This is a genomic window from Brevundimonas halotolerans (assembly GCF_003730275.1).
GTDB lineage: Bacteria > Pseudomonadota > Alphaproteobacteria > Caulobacterales > Caulobacteraceae > Brevundimonas > Brevundimonas halotolerans.
On sequence record NZ_QTTA01000004.1, the window covers coordinates 22,346 to 35,278 of the forward strand.

At 67.3% G+C, this 12,933-nt stretch carries 16 protein-coding genes; 8 read left to right on the forward strand and 8 right to left on the reverse strand.

The features are described from left to right. The first annotated feature begins 59 nt into the window (after positions 1–59). A complete protein-coding gene (locus EG854_RS01480; protein ID WP_123285970.1) occupies positions 60–314 on the forward strand; it encodes an Lrp/AsnC family transcriptional regulator in 255 nt (84 codons plus the stop codon). 6 nt (positions 315–320) lie between these two features. Here EG854_RS01480 and EG854_RS01485 read toward each other — a convergent pair whose 3' ends face one another. The 4 genes from EG854_RS01485 to EG854_RS01500 form a co-directional block, all read right to left on the reverse strand. Continuing rightward, complete coding sequence (locus tag EG854_RS01485; RefSeq protein ID WP_123286026.1) at positions 321–1,688, reverse strand: amidohydrolase family protein; 1,368 nt, start codon at positions 1,686–1,688, stop codon at positions 321–323. 1 nt (position 1,689) lies between these two features. Then, positions 1,690–3,189 carry an amidohydrolase gene (locus EG854_RS01490; RefSeq protein WP_123285971.1) on the reverse strand — a complete coding sequence of 500 codons (1,500 nt, stop codon included), beginning with the start codon at positions 3,187–3,189 and terminating at the stop codon, positions 1,690–1,692. Between the two features lie 214 nt (positions 3,190–3,403). Next, entirely contained in the window at positions 3,404–4,333 is a 930-nt protein-coding gene (locus EG854_RS01495) for an electron transfer flavoprotein subunit alpha/FixB family protein (protein ID WP_123285972.1), read from the reverse strand. After that, positions 4,333–5,097, reverse strand: a complete 765-nt coding sequence (locus EG854_RS01500) for an electron transfer flavoprotein subunit beta/FixA family protein (protein WP_123285973.1) — start codon at positions 5,095–5,097, stop codon at positions 4,333–4,335. The genes EG854_RS01495 and EG854_RS01500 overlap by 1 nt, the downstream gene beginning before the upstream one ends. A 135-nt stretch (positions 5,098–5,232) precedes the next feature. On the opposite strand from EG854_RS01500, the gene EG854_RS01505 reads away from it, so the two are divergent. Continuing rightward, a complete protein-coding gene (locus tag EG854_RS01505; protein WP_123285974.1) occupies positions 5,233–5,574 on the forward strand; it encodes a hypothetical protein in 342 nt (113 codons plus the stop codon). A 10-nt stretch (positions 5,575–5,584) separates the two neighbouring features. On the opposite strand, the gene EG854_RS01510 is transcribed toward EG854_RS01505, so the two are convergent. The 3 genes from EG854_RS01510 to ahcY form a co-directional block, all read right to left on the reverse strand. Further along, positions 5,585–6,157: a cob(I)yrinic acid a,c-diamide adenosyltransferase gene (locus EG854_RS01510; protein ID WP_123285975.1), complete on the reverse strand. Its 573-nt coding sequence runs from the start codon at positions 6,155–6,157 to the stop codon at positions 5,585–5,587. A gap of 4 nt (positions 6,158–6,161) precedes the next feature. Beyond that, the gene (locus tag EG854_RS01515; protein ID WP_123285976.1) at positions 6,162–6,368 is read right to left on the reverse strand and encodes a twin transmembrane helix small protein; all 207 of its coding nucleotides are present in this window, start codon (positions 6,366–6,368) and stop codon (positions 6,162–6,164) included. Between the two features lie 67 nt (positions 6,369–6,435). Continuing rightward, positions 6,436–7,827, reverse strand: a complete 1,392-nt coding sequence (gene ahcY / locus EG854_RS01520; RefSeq protein WP_123286027.1) for an adenosylhomocysteinase — start codon at positions 7,825–7,827, stop codon at positions 6,436–6,438. A 183-nt stretch (positions 7,828–8,010) separates the two neighbouring features. Between ahcY and EG854_RS01525 the strand changes: the two genes are divergently transcribed. Genes EG854_RS01525 through EG854_RS01535 form a run of 3 tightly spaced genes read left to right on the forward strand, consistent with a single transcriptional unit; the run spans position 8,011 to position 10,394 of the window. Next, a complete protein-coding gene (locus EG854_RS01525; protein WP_164461762.1) occupies positions 8,011–8,940 on the forward strand; it encodes an aspartyl protease family protein in 930 nt (309 codons plus the stop codon). Between the two features lie 44 nt (positions 8,941–8,984). After that, positions 8,985–9,989 (forward strand): biotin synthase BioB, encoded by a 1,005-nt coding sequence (bioB, locus tag EG854_RS01530; protein WP_123285978.1) that lies wholly within the window; start codon positions 8,985–8,987, stop codon positions 9,987–9,989. A gap of 57 nt (positions 9,990–10,046) precedes the next feature. Further along, positions 10,047–10,394 (forward strand): Tat pathway signal protein, encoded by a 348-nt coding sequence (locus EG854_RS01535; RefSeq protein ID WP_123285979.1) that lies wholly within the window; start codon positions 10,047–10,049, stop codon positions 10,392–10,394. A gap of 7 nt (positions 10,395–10,401) precedes the next feature. On the opposite strand, the gene EG854_RS01540 is transcribed toward EG854_RS01535, so the two are convergent. Continuing rightward, positions 10,402–11,376, reverse strand: a complete 975-nt coding sequence (locus tag EG854_RS01540; protein ID WP_123285980.1) for an ABC transporter ATP-binding protein — start codon at positions 11,374–11,376, stop codon at positions 10,402–10,404. Positions 11,377–11,469: 93 nt separating this feature from the next. On the opposite strand from EG854_RS01540, the gene EG854_RS01545 reads away from it, so the two are divergent. From EG854_RS01545 to EG854_RS01555, 3 genes are all read left to right on the forward strand, one after another. Beyond that, positions 11,470–11,718, forward strand: a complete 249-nt coding sequence (locus tag EG854_RS01545; protein ID WP_123285981.1) for a zinc-finger domain-containing protein — start codon at positions 11,470–11,472, stop codon at positions 11,716–11,718. 114 nt (positions 11,719–11,832) lie between these two features. Next, entirely contained in the window at positions 11,833–12,273 is a 441-nt protein-coding gene (locus EG854_RS01550) for a VOC family protein (protein ID WP_123285982.1), read from the forward strand. Beyond that, positions 12,270–12,881 carry a DUF6655 family protein gene (locus tag EG854_RS01555; protein ID WP_241153082.1) on the forward strand — a complete coding sequence of 204 codons (612 nt, stop codon included), beginning with the start codon at positions 12,270–12,272 and terminating at the stop codon, positions 12,879–12,881. The genes EG854_RS01550 and EG854_RS01555 overlap by 4 nt, the downstream gene beginning before the upstream one ends. Positions 12,882–12,933 lie beyond the last annotated feature (52 nt).

Sequence of the window (12,933 nt, forward strand, 5' to 3'; positions counted from 1 at the left end):
GCCCTTACTCCGTCCGTCCGCTTCGGCTACAGACCTCCGACCGACCGGAGGGACCGCCCATGATGACCGCCATCTTCGTCTTCATCAAATGCGAGCTGGGGCACGCCAACGACGTCGCCGCCGACATCGTCGACAACGTCGAGCGCGTCTCCGAGGTCTATTCGACCTCGGGCCAGTACGACCTGCTGGCCAAGTTCCAGCTGCCCAAGGAGATGGACATCGGCACCTTCGTCACGAAGGAGGTCCAGACCCGGCCCAACATCCGCGACACCTTCACCGTCATCACCTTCTCGCCCTTCCTGCCGGGCGCCTGACGGTCCTTACTGCGCGGGGTAGGCGGGGGGGCGAGCCCCCTCGCCCCCGCCGAGGTAGCGGTCCCGCAGCAGGAACGGCCGGCTCTCCAGCGGCTGCTCGACGCCGTTGATGTAGATAGCCACGGGCTGGCTCAGCGGCTCCAGCGGATCGCCGGTCCAGATGACCACATCGGCGGCGGCGCCCGCGCGCAACTCCCCGAACTGGCCGTCCATGCCAAAGATGCGCGCCGGATTGACCGTGATCGCCGCGATCGCCGCCTCATAGGGCAGGCCGTGCGAGACGGCGTTGCCGGCGTTGTAGCGGGTCTCGCGCGCCCGGTGGATCGAACCTTCATTGCCCTTGATGGCAATCACCACCCCGGCGGCATTGAGGGCCGCGGCATTCTGCATCCGCGCGGCCCGGCGCTCGAAGTTTCCGGGCAGGTTGGCGAGGGGGTTGAGCAGCACGGGCACGCCGGCGGCGGCGATCTGGTCGGCGACCAGCCAGCCTTCCTCGGCCCCGTCCAGGATGACCTTCAGACCCTCTTCCTCGGCGAGGCGCAGGACCTGCAGGATGTCGGCGGCGCGCGACACGGTGATGATCAGCGGCATCCGCCCCTCGGCCACCGGGATCAGGGCCTCCAGATCGGCCCGCGACAGCGACAGGGGCCTCAGATCATCGCGCTGATAGGCGGCCTTGTTGCGGGCATAGAGGCGCACCTCGGCCAGGGTCTCGCGGAACAGGACCATGGCCCCGCCGCGCGATCCACCGGCCACACCGGCACCGGCCTCACCGAACGGGGCGACCATGGCTACGCGCGGGCGGACGAGGATGTCAGCGCCCTCGGCCAGATGGATGACCGCCGCCTGACCCGCGAACAGGCCGGGCGAGTGATAACCGCCCTCACCGGCGCCGGCGGTGTCTTCCTCATGATAGTGGCCGCCGGACGAGCCGGGGTGGTTCGGCACGACAACGGCGCGCGTCACCCCGCCCAGCCGTGCGACCGGCAGGGTGATGGACCAGGGGTCCAGCCCGTAGGACACGTCAAAGGCGGCGCTCAGCGTGTTGGAGGCATTCCGCAGGTCATTGGTGCCGCTGACGGAGGACACCTCCGAGCCGCCGAGGCCCGAGTCGACCGCGACGAAGCCGGGGGCGACGACCTGGCCCGTAGCATCGATCACGCGGGCTCCGGCCGGAGCCGCGCCTGTGCCGACCGAGATGATCCGTCCGCCGCGCATGACGACGGTGCCGTTCTCGATCACCGAGGTGCCGGTCAGCACCCGGCCGCCAGTGACGGCGACGGTATCCTGCGCCAGCGCCGGAGCAGCGGCCAGTCCCAGAGCGGCGACGGCCCCAAGGACAATGGTCCGGAGAGAGGAAAGATTGCGGGTCATATCAGCGGGCTCCCTGGCGGACACCGGCGGTCGACTGGCCATAGCCGGGCTGGCCGAGTTCAAAGTCGGATACCGGCTGATAGGTCGGGTCGAACCGGTCGAAGGCCAGGCCTCCGTCGACGAACACCTGATCGGCCCGCGCATAGATGGAGAAGGGATTGGCGCTCCAGATGACCACATCGGCGCGCTTGCCGGGGGTCAGCGAACCCGTCTGGTCATCGATGCCGATGGCGCGCGCCGCATTCAGGGTGATCCAGCCGATGGCATGCTCCTCGGTCAAGTCCAGACCCGCCCGGCGCCCGGCGGCGAGGGCCGCGGCGGCTTCCTGGTTCAGGCGCTGGATCAGCTCGGCATCATCCGAGTGGACCACGGCGCAGGAGCCCTCCGGCGCGTCGACCAGGGCGACATTCTCCTCGATGGCGTCGAGGCTCTCCATCTTGAAGCCCCACCAGCCGGTCCACATGGCCGCGCAGATGCCTTCGCGGGCCAGCAGGGGCGCGACCTTGTAGGCCTCGGTGGCGTGATGGAAGGTGGTGATCCGATAGCCGAACTCCCTCGACATATCGATCATCAGGGCCATTTCGTCGCCGCGATAGCAGTGGTTCTGGATCAGGATCGAGCCGTCCAGTACGCCCACCAGGGTCTCGTGCTGCAGGTTGCGGGTGGGCGGGGACCCTTCGCCCGTCTCGCGCCACTTGTCCCACTTCTGGCGATAGTCCTGGGCGGCGATGAAGGCGGCGCGATAGCCGGCCATATTGCCCATGCCGGTGGCCGGCGAACGGCCCCGTCCGCCATAGACGCGGCTGGGGTTCTCGCCGCACGCCATCTTGACCGTATAGGGGGCGTCCGGGAACTTCATGCCCTGCATGGTGACCGACGGCACATTGCGCAGCGTCACGCCCCGCCCGCCGAACAGATTGGCCGAGCCGGGCAGGATGTGGAGGGTGGTCACCCCGCCGGCGCGGGCGGTGTTGAAGCCCGGATCCTGCGGCCAGACCGAATGCTCGGCCCAGACCTCGGCAGTGTTGGGATTGGTCGCCTCATTGCCGTCGCTCATCCCCTGAACGCCGGGCGAGGGATAGACGCCGAGGTGGCTGTGCACATCGATGATGCCGGGCGTCACATAGCGCCCCTCGGCATTGATCACCCGGTGTCCGGCCGGGAGAGCCGTCGAGGCGTCGCCGACCGCGGCGACCTTGCCGTCCGTCAGGATGACCACGCCGTTCTCGATCTTGCGTCCGTCGCCGGTGAACACGGTCGCCCCGACAATGGCCAGGTTCTCGCGCGGCAGGCCGCGATAGGTCGAGGGATAGGGATCCGGATTGGTCGCGGCGTCCATGCCGGTCGGCAGGGCCTTGGCCTCGCGCGCAGGGGCGGCGTCGCCATTCCCGTCGGAGGAGGCACCTTCCCCCGTGGTGGCACAGGCCGACAGGCCGAGCGTGGCGGCAAGGATGAGGGCGAGCGGCCCGGATGCGGACCCCCGCAGACGTGATGTGAACATGGTGGTCAGCTCCCCAGTCAACCGGATCGTCGCCTGCTCCGGCAGAGCATGCGAAACGTCGATTACAAGAGGGTTCCGCGAGCCTCGTCAAAGCCGGATTTATTACAAAGCTGTAAGGAGGGCCCGGATAGCCTGCGGAACGGAATCCGGCTCAAGCGAAAAGGGCGCGGAACCCTTAGCCCCACGCCCCTGACTTATCGCATTCGATAGAAGCCTATCCCAGCGCCGTCATCAGCTCGGGCACGGCGGTCTTGTAGTCGGCGACCAGACCATAGTCGGCGACCTGGAAGATCGGGGCGTCCGGATCCTTGTTGATCGCGACGATGATCTTGGAGTCCTTCATGCCGGCCAGGTGCTGGATGGCGCCCGAGATGCCGATGGCGATGTAGAGCTCCGGCGCGACCACCTTGCCGGTCTGGCCGACCTGATAGTCGTTCGGCGCATAGCCGGCGTCGACCGCGGCGCGCGAGGCCCCGACGGCGGCGCCCAGCTTGTCGGCCAGCGGATCCATGACGGCGTGGAATTCCTCGGACGAGCCCATGGCCCGGCCGCCGGAGACGACGATCTTCGCCGCGCCCAGCTCGGGGCGGTCGGACTTGACCTTTTCCTCGGAGACGAAGGTGGTCTTGGGCGCATCACCGCCGGTGACCGTCTCGATCGAAGCCGAGCCGCCTTCCTCAGCAGCATCAAAGCCGGTGGGACGGACGGTGATGACCTTCTTCGCATCGGACGACTGGATGGTTTCCAGCGCATTGCCCGCATAGATCGGCCGCACAAAGGTGTCGGCCGACACCACCTCGATGATGTCCGAGATCGGGGCGACGTCCAGCTTGGCGGCGATACGCGGGGCGAAATTCTTGCCGTCCGTGGTGGCCGGGGCGAGGATGGCGTCATAGCCCTCGGCCAGCGGCAGGACCGTGGCCTCGACGGTCTCGGCCAGCACCTTGCCCAGACCGGCGCTCTCGGCCAGCAGGACCTTGCGCACGCCCTTGATTTTCGCAGCAGCCTCGGCGGCGGCCTTGGCCCCTTCACCCACGACCAGAATGTCGATGTCGCCGCCGATCTTTGAGGCAGCGGTCACGGTCTTGTGGGTGGTGTCACGGACGGTCGCGCCGTCGTGGTCCGCAATGACGAGAACGGCCATCAGATGACTCCCTTGGACTTGAGCTTGGCAACCAGTTCGGCAGCGTCGGCCACCTTTTCACCCGCTTCGCGCTTGGGCGGCTCGGTGACCTTGACCACCTTGAGGCGCGGCGCCGTATCGGCGCCGTAGTCGGCGACCGCCTTCGTCGCGATCTCCTTCTTCTTGGCCTTCATGATGTTGGGCAGGGAGGCATAGCGCGGCGTGTTGAGGCGCAGGTCGACGGTGATGACCGCCGGCAGGGTGACCTCGATGATCTGCAGGCCGCCGTCGATCTCGCGCGTGACCTGGGCCTTGCCGTCCTTGATCTCAACCTTGGAAGCAAAGGTCGCCTGCGGCCAGTCCAGCAAAGCGGCCAGCATCTGGCCGACCGCATTATTGTCGCCGTCGATGGCCTGTTTGCCCATCAGAACCAGATCGGGCTTTTCCTCATCGACCACGGCCTTGAGCACCTTGGCCACGGCCAGCGGCTCCAGATCCGTGTCGGACTGCACCAGGATGCCGCGATCGGCGCCGATGGCCAGGGCGTTGCGGATGGTCTCCTGCGCCTGGGTTACGCCGACCGAAACGGCGACGATTTCCTCAGCCGTATTGGCGGCGTGGTGGCCCTTGCCTTCCTTGAGCCGAACGGCCTCTTCGACGGCGATTTCGTCGAAGGGGTTCATGCTCATCTTGACATTGGCGAGGTCGACCCCGCTCTGGTCGGCCTTGACCCTGGCCTTGACGTTATAGTCGATCACCCGTTTGACAGGGACGAGAACCTTCATGAGCCTATCCGTTGAAGCGCTGGAATATGTGGCGTTGGACATGGAACGGCCAAACCGGCCTGTCAATGTAACGCCGGGTCAAGCTAACTGCGGCAAAGCCACGCCGCGCCCCGGCAAAGGAGCCCCGGACCAACCATGCATCGCTTTCTGAGCTTCCGGCGACTGGGCATACTTTTCCTTGGCCTGTTCGGCATGATCGTCACCGGCCTGCTGGTCTATCAGCAGGTCTGGGTCAGCCCGGGCGAGCGATGCGAGGCGGCCGGCAACTGGTACGATGTGAGCACCCGGACCTGTGCCCAGCCGATCTTTATCCCCGACATCACCGGACGTCCCATCGGGGTCAGCCGGCTTGAGGCCTCCAAGGCCAAGAACAGCGAACTGATCGTGCTGGAACGCCAGGTCGCCGCCCAGAAGAAGGCTCGCCAGGACGCCGTCGACGCCGAGCGGGCACGGCTGCGGGCGCAGCAGGGCCGGTGATCCGGAACGGCTAGCGGGTGGCGCCGGGACGCCACTTCACATCATCGGCACCATGGTGGTTGGCACGCCGCCCCGCCACGAACAGATGGTCGGACAGCCGGTTCAGATAGCGCAGGGCCGCAGGCGTTACCGCCACGCCGGCCTCGGCCAGACGAACGGCGCACCGCTCGGCCCGCCGGCAGACCGTGCGGGCCAGATGCAGATGGGTCGACAGCGGCGATCCACCCGGGAGGATGAAGCTGTCGAGCGGCTTCTGGCTCTCGTTCATCCAGTCGATCTCCTGCTCCAGACGCTCGACCTGGCTGTCGATGATCCGCAGGGCCTCCCATTCCGGGGGTGGGTCCAGCGGCGTGGCCAGATCGGCGCCCAGATCGAACAGCTCATTCTGGATGCGCGCCAGCATGGCGTCGATCCGGTCGTTCTGGCCCGAGTTCAGCCGGGCGAGGCCGATCACGGCATTCAGTTCGTCGACCGCACCATAGGCCTCGACCCGCAGATCGGTCTTTGACACCGGCGCGCCATTGGCGAGGCGGGTCTGCCCCTCGTCGCCGGTGCGGGTGTAGATCTTGTTCAGCAGGACCATGGGCCTAGCCTCCCTGGGTGGATTTCCACCACATGGCGCCGACCAGCAGCACAACGCCCACGGCCTGCAGGCCGACGCGGACGCGCATCAGATGGTTGGACTGGCTGCGCGCCGCGTCACCGGGGGTGAACAGGGCCTTCAGCCCGAACCCGAGGGTGATGGCGACCGCGGCGATAGCGATCAGGATCAGAATGTCGACGATGTTGCCCATGCGGGCAAACTAGGCCGCGCGCCCCCGCCTGACCAGAGGGTCGGGCGGGGTGCGGCATCGACGCCGATCAGTAGCGATAGTGGTCCGGCTTGAACGGCCCGGCGGCGGGGACCGAGATATAGTCCGACTGTTCCTTGGTCAGGGTCGTCAGCTTGGCGCCCAGCTTGTCGAGGTGCAGGGCTGCGACCTTTTCGTCCAGATGCTTGGGCAGGACGTAGACCTGATTCTCGTACTTCGACTTGTTGGTCCACAGTTCGATCTGGGCCAGCACCTGATTGGTGAAGGAGGCCGACATCACGAACGACGGGTGGCCCGTAGCATTGCCAAGGTTCACCAGACGACCCTTGGACAGCAGGATGATCTTCTTCCCGTCCGGGAATTCGACGTGGTCGACCTGGGGCTTGATCTCGTCCCACTTCATGTTCTTCAGGCCTGCGACCTGAATCTCGGAGTCGAAGTGGCCGATGTTGCAGACAATGGCGTTGTGACGCATCGCCCGCATGTGGTCGACGGTGATGACGTCCTTGTTGCCCGTGGCGGTGACGAAGATGTCGGCGGAGCCGGCCACGTCATCCAGCGTCTGGACCTCATAGCCTTCCATGGCGGCCTGCAGGGCGCAGATCGGGTCGATCTCGGTGACGATCACGCGGGCGCCGCCCTGACGCAGCGAAGCGGCCGAGCCCTTGCCCACATCGCCATAGCCGCAGACCACGGCGACCTTGCCCGACAGCATGACGTCGGTGCCGCGGCGGATGGCGTCGACGAGGCTCTCGCGGCAGCCGTACAGATTGTCGAACTTGGACTTGGTGACGCTGTCGTTGACGTTGATGGCGGGGAAGGGCAGGTCGCCGCGCTCGGCCATCTGGTACAGACGGTGGACGCCCGTGGTGGTCTCTTCCGACACGCCACCGATGGCGTCACGGATGGCCGAATAGAAGCCGGGCTTTTCCTTCAGATACCGCTTCATCACGGCATAGAGGGCCTCTTCTTCCTCGTTCTCGGGATTGTCGAGAACGCTGGCGTCCTTCTCGGCCTTCGGCCCGAGCACGCACAGCAGGGTGGCGTCGCCGCCGTCGTCGAGGATCAGGTTGGGATAGCCACCGTCAGCCCATTCGAAGATCTTGTGGGCATAGTCCCAGTATTCTTCCAGCGTCTCGCCCTTGGTGGCGAACACCGGCGTGCCGTTGGCCGCGATGGCGGCCGCAGCGTGGTCCTGGGTCGAATAGATGTTGCACGAGGCCCAGCGAACCTCGGCGCCCAGCGCTTCCAGAGTCTGGATCAGCACGGCGGTCTGGATGGTCATGTGCAGGCTGCCGGCGATGCGGGCGCCCTTCAGCGGCTTGTTCGAACCGAACTCGTCCCGCAGCGCCATCAGGCCGGGCATTTCGGTTTCGGCGATGGCGATTTCCTTGTTGCCATACGGGGCAAGCGAGATGTCGCGGACGATGTAGTCGGTCATGGGGGAGCGCTCTTTCGCGGCAAGGGCCATCGAGGCCGGTCACGGGTGTGGCCGCCGCTATAGACCGCGCGACGCCCCAGGGCAACAAACACATAAGGACATCCTTATATGCCCGGCTCGTCACCGTGGCGCTTTCGTGCGAGCGTGCCGGTCCGCGTGCGCTTTGGGAGGACCAATCCGGGCATGGCAACAGGCGCCTTTTCGCGACGAGGGCTGGTTCTGGCGGGTGCGTCCGGCCTTCTCCTGCCCGGACTGGCCCGGGCCCAGGACCCGGTCGGGGCCGATCCCGACCATTCCGGCCGGGGCGTGGTCGAGGTCGAGATCGACGGACAGACCGGCCTGCGGTTTGCGCTCGACACCGCTGCCAGCGCCTCGGTTCTGGCCTCGGATATAGTCTCCCGTCTGGGCCTGACGGTCGGCGGCCAGGTCGATATGCACACCGTGGTGGGGGTTGAGCGCGTGCCCTGGGTCCGGGCCGGGCATATCCGCAGCGGCGCCCTGAACCGACGCGATCCCCGGCTGGCCATCGGGGACCGGCGCGGCATGCTGGGGCTGGACGGCCTGCTGGGGCTGGACCTGCTGGCCGGACATCGGCTGGAATTCCGCTTCCGGGGGCGTCACCGGGCCACGATCGGTCGCCCCCGTATTGAGGAGCAGGGCTTTCTGGCGGCCGAGCGTCCCCGGGTGCGTTTTGCCCCGCCGGTGGTGCGCGAACCGGACGGCGTGGCGGAGCGACTGATGATCGTGGATGCCCGGGTGCGCGGCGTCAGGGTCCCGGCCGTGATCGACACCGGGGCCGAGGTCAGCCTGATCAACCCCGTTCTGGCCGAAGCCGCCGACGCTCGCGACCTGATCCTTCGCAATTCCGCCACCGCACAGGCCGTCCAGTCACCCACAGGACGGGCCGCCGCCGCCCGGCCCATGATCATAGACGCCCTCCGGCTGGGCGACATGGTACTGGACCGGCTGGGGGTGCTGATGGGCGACTTCCACATCTTCCGGCATCTGGGCCTGGCGGACCAGCCGGCCATGCTGCTGGGTGTTGATGTGCTGGGGGTCTTCAGCCGGGTGGTGATGGACCTCAGGGATGGCGAATTGCTGATGGAGATCTGAGCGCAGGGCTTGCCCCGGCGCGACGGTCATCGCATCAAGCGCCCATGACCCGTGATCTCGCCACCCCCCGCCATGACTGGACCCTCGCCGAGGTAGAGGCCCTGTTCGAACAGCCCTTCATGGAGCTGGTGTTCCAGGCCGCTGAGGTGCACCGCCGGACCTTCGACCCCTCCGAGGTCCAGCTCAGCCGCCTGCTGTCGATCAAGACCGGCGGCTGCGCCGAGAACTGCGGCTATTGCTCGCAGTCGGCCAGTTTCGACACGGGGCTGAAGGCCGAAAAGCTGATGGACACCCAGGCCGTGCTGGCCGAGGCCATGGCGGCGAAGGCTGGCGGCGCCGACCGGTTCTGCATGGGCGCCGCCTGGCGCGAGCTGAAGGATCGCGACACGCCCAAATTGGCGGCCATGATTTCGGGCGTGAAGGCGCTGGGCCTCGAGACCTGTGCCACGCTGGGCATGCTGACCGCCGATCAGGCCCGTCAGCTCAAGGACGCCGGGCTCGACTATTACAACCACAACCTCGACACCGGACCCGACTATTACGCCGATGTCGTCACCACCCGGACGTATCAGGATCGGCTGGATACGCTCAAGCACGTGCGGGATGCGGGCATGAGCACCTGCTGTGGCGGCATTGTCGGCATGGGTGAGGCGCGGCGCGACCGCGCGGGCCTGCTGCACGCCCTGGCCACCCTGCCCGCCCATCCGGACAGCCTGCCGGTCAATGCCCTGGTGCCCGTGGCGGGCACGCCGCTGGGCGATCAGGTCAAGCGCGAGGGCGAAATCGATCCGATCGAATTTGTCCGCACCGTCGCCGTCGCCCGCATCGTCTGCCCCCGGTCGATGGTGCGCCTGTCGGCCGGCCGTGAGGCGATGAGCCCGGAAATGCAGGCCCTGTGCTTCCTCGCCGGCGCCAACTCCATCTTCGTCGGCGACCGTCTGCTGACCACCGCCAACCCCGCTGCCGACGCCGACACCCGCCTGTTCGCGAAACTGGACCTGAGACCCATGGTCACGGATCGTCCCCAGGCGGTCGAGAGCGCGGCGTAACCGGCCCTTAAGCCCGGCGCGTTAGGTCTCTGCCGACGGCAGTTTCGGGAGAGGCCCATGACCGGTGGCGGTGGCGGTGGCGGTGGCGGCGGTGCGGCGCGACAGACCTATATCCAGATCGGCACCTCGACGGCGAACTTCAGCCGGGCGGGCGGACGACGCGGCGTCCTGACCGTCGAGACCGGGCTGGACGTCGCCGATGCCGACCTTTTCGTCCGCGCCGGCCAGTCCGCGCCGCGGCTGAGGGCCGCCTATAATCAGGTGATTTCCCGCGTGGCCGCCAGCCTGCGCGGTGACGCCCCACCCGATGTCGAACGGCTGGCGCGCGAGCTTCAGGCCGCCACCGACCAGACCCTCGGTCGGTCCGGCGCCCGCTTCCTGCTGGGCACGGTGATGGCCTTCTGAGGACGGCTCAGTCCTTCGTCGGATCGCCCTGGGCGTCGTCGCCATAGGTCAGGGCGAGGAAGACGTCTTCCAGATCGGGGTCCTCGGTCGAGATGTCGGCGATGGTGACGCCCGCCGCACGGACCGCAGCCAGCACCTGTTCTACCGAAGAGCGCCCCTTGCGATAGGTGACCGAGAAGGCGCCCCCCGACCGGGGCGTGACCTCAAAGCCCTCCAGCACCGGCGGGGTCGCCATCGGTGTCTCGGGCGACACCACGACATTGCGGGTGTCCAGCCGCCGCAGCAGCTGCGGCGTGGGCTCGCAGGCCACCACCTGGCCCCGGTTGACGATGGCGATGGTGTCGCAGAGCTCCTGCGCCTCTTCCAGATAGTGGGTGGTCAGCAGGATGGTCACGCCCTCGGCGTTCAGGCGGCGCACATATTCCCACAGCTGGCGGCGCAGTTCGACGTCGACCCCGGCCGTCGGCTCGTCGAGGATCAGCACCGGCGGGGCGTGGACCAGAGCCTTGGCTACCATCAGTCGCCGCTTCATGCCGCCTGACAGGGCGCGGACATAGGCATTGGCCTTGTCCGACAGGCCCAGCGCGGCCAGCAAGGCGTCGGAGCGACGTTCATCGGCCGGCACGCCATAGAAGCCGGCCTGGACTTCCAGCGACTCGCGCGGCGTGAAGAAGACGTCGGCGACAATTTCCTGCGGCACGACACCCAGGGCGGCGCGGGCGTCGCGCGGCCGGGTGTCGATGTCCCGGCCCCAGATCGACACCTCGCCCGAGGTCTTCTTCACCACGCCCGCCAGAATATTGATCAGCGTCGACTTTCCGGCACCGTTCGGCCCCAGCAGGCCGAACATGGTGCCGCGGGGGATGTCCAGATCAATGCCCTTCAGCGCCTCCTTGGGCGGGGCCTTCTTCGAGCCCGCATAGGTCTTGGTCAGCCCACGGATGCGGATGGCGGAGTCGGGCAGCGAGGAGGCAGCGGTCATGGGGTTCCGAATACAGGATCAGGCGTTTGACGCCGGTGGGCGCGCCGCATAGGTATGCCTCGCTCGCCTCCGCGCCAAGCTCAGGGTTCAGAAATGCCGCCGCGTCATCCCGTTCCTGCCCCCGGTTCCGCCGAATTGGCCCCCGAGGAAATCCCCGTCATGCAGCACCGGGTCGCCTGTGACGGTGGCGGGGGGGCGCTGGGCCATCCGCTGGTCTATATGGAGATCGGCGACGGCGGCGCGGTCGACTGTGGCTATTGCGACCGGCGGTTTGTGCTGGTGGCCGATCTGGCCCAGGACAACGAATATCGCGACCCGGCCCCACGCCACGACGCGCACTAGGACGGGGGCCTACTAAAGCCCCGCCACGCCCGTTACGCGAATTGACCCCCCGGACGATCAAGAGGCCTCTAGAAGACCCCTATCCTGCTTCCTCCCCCGAACCGGCTGGACCGTATGCGCTATCTTCACACCATGGTCCGGGTCTCTGACCTGGACGCCTCGCTTCGCTTCTGGTGCGATCATCTGGGCCTGAGCGAAGTCCGCCGCATGGACCATGAGGCCGGGCGGTTCACCCTGATCTTTCTGGCGGCGCCAAAGGATCTGGACCGGTCCGCCGCTAACCGGTCGCCCGAGCTGGAACTGACCTACAACTGGGATCCGGAAACCTACACCGGCGGGCGCAATTTCGGCCACCTCGCCTATAAGGTCGATGACATCCACGCCACCTGCCAACGGCTGATGGACGCCGGTATCACCATCAATCGGCCGCCGCGCGACGGGCGGATGGCCTTTGTCCGCTCGCCGGACGGCATCTCCATCGAGCTACTGCAGGAGGGCGAGGCCCTGACCCCGGCCGAGCCCTGGATCTCCATGCCGAACGAGGGCAGCTGGTGAGGGCGCCGCTCGCCATCGGCCTGATGGCGCTGACCCTTGCGGCCTGTGCCTCGACCACCGAGACCAATCCGGGACGCACGGCCACCGAACAGTTGCTGGTGGCGCGCGCCACTGATGCCGCCGTCGATGGTCTGCGCCTGCCGGTCCCGCCGGGAACCCGCGTGTTCGTCGATGACACCTATTTCCGGGCCGAGAGCGCCCCCTATGCCGTCAGCGCCATTCGCGGGGCCGTGCTTCAGGCCGGCTATCCCCTCGCCCGCACCCGGGACGACGCGGACGCCATCTTCGAGATCCGCGCCGGGGCCTTGTCGCTGGAGCAGATGCGTCGGGTGTTCGGCATCCCGGCCGTGCGTCTGCCGATCAATGACACCTTCAATGTCGTCTCGGTTCCCGAGCTGTCGGTTTACAGCCGCCGCGACCGGGTCGGCGTCGCTGAATTCTCGGGCTTTGTCTATGACGCAAAGACCGGCCAGGCGCTGGGGGCCATCGTGCCCATGACCGGCCAGTTCCGCATCCGCAGCCACCAGATGCTGATGATCTTTGCCTGGGGTCAGCAGCGGCTGGACCCGGGTGATCGGGAGCCCGGCGACAGCTGGTTCCAGTTCTGACGACGGCCACAGTGCTTCGCGGCTGACGGACGCGCCGGACCCCTCTATGGTC

Bases quoted from the DNA above. Each gene is read 5' to 3' on its own strand.
- EG854_RS01480 (WP_123285970.1), top strand. From the start codon at position 60: ATGATGACCGCCATCTTCGTCTTCATCAAATGCGAGCTGGGGCACGCC.
- EG854_RS01485 (WP_123286026.1), bottom strand. From the start codon at position 1,688: ATGACCCGCAATCTTTCCTCTCTCCGGACCATTGTCCTTGGGGCCGTC.
- EG854_RS01490 (WP_123285971.1), bottom strand. From the start codon at position 3,189: ATGTTCACATCACGTCTGCGGGGGTCCGCATCCGGGCCGCTCGCCCTC.
- EG854_RS01495 (WP_123285972.1), bottom strand. From the start codon at position 4,333: ATGGCCGTTCTCGTCATTGCGGACCACGACGGCGCGACCGTCCGTGAC.
- EG854_RS01500 (WP_123285973.1), bottom strand. From the start codon at position 5,097: ATGAAGGTTCTCGTCCCTGTCAAACGGGTGATCGACTATAACGTCAAG.
- EG854_RS01505 (WP_123285974.1), top strand. From the start codon at position 5,233: ATGCATCGCTTTCTGAGCTTCCGGCGACTGGGCATACTTTTCCTTGGC.
- EG854_RS01510 (WP_123285975.1), bottom strand. From the start codon at position 6,157: ATGGTCCTGCTGAACAAGATCTACACCCGCACCGGCGACGAGGGGCAG.
- EG854_RS01515 (WP_123285976.1), bottom strand. From the start codon at position 6,368: ATGGGCAACATCGTCGACATTCTGATCCTGATCGCTATCGCCGCGGTC.
- ahcY (WP_123286027.1), bottom strand. From the start codon at position 7,827: ATGACCGACTACATCGTCCGCGACATCTCGCTTGCCCCGTATGGCAAC.
- EG854_RS01525 (WP_164461762.1), top strand. From the start codon at position 8,011: ATGGCAACAGGCGCCTTTTCGCGACGAGGGCTGGTTCTGGCGGGTGCG.
- bioB (WP_123285978.1), top strand. From the start codon at position 8,985: ATGACCCGTGATCTCGCCACCCCCCGCCATGACTGGACCCTCGCCGAG.
- EG854_RS01535 (WP_123285979.1), top strand. From the start codon at position 10,047: ATGACCGGTGGCGGTGGCGGTGGCGGTGGCGGCGGTGCGGCGCGACAG.
- EG854_RS01540 (WP_123285980.1), bottom strand. From the start codon at position 11,376: ATGACCGCTGCCTCCTCGCTGCCCGACTCCGCCATCCGCATCCGTGGG.
- EG854_RS01545 (WP_123285981.1), top strand. From the start codon at position 11,470: ATGCCGCCGCGTCATCCCGTTCCTGCCCCCGGTTCCGCCGAATTGGCC.
- EG854_RS01550 (WP_123285982.1), top strand. From the start codon at position 11,833: ATGCGCTATCTTCACACCATGGTCCGGGTCTCTGACCTGGACGCCTCG.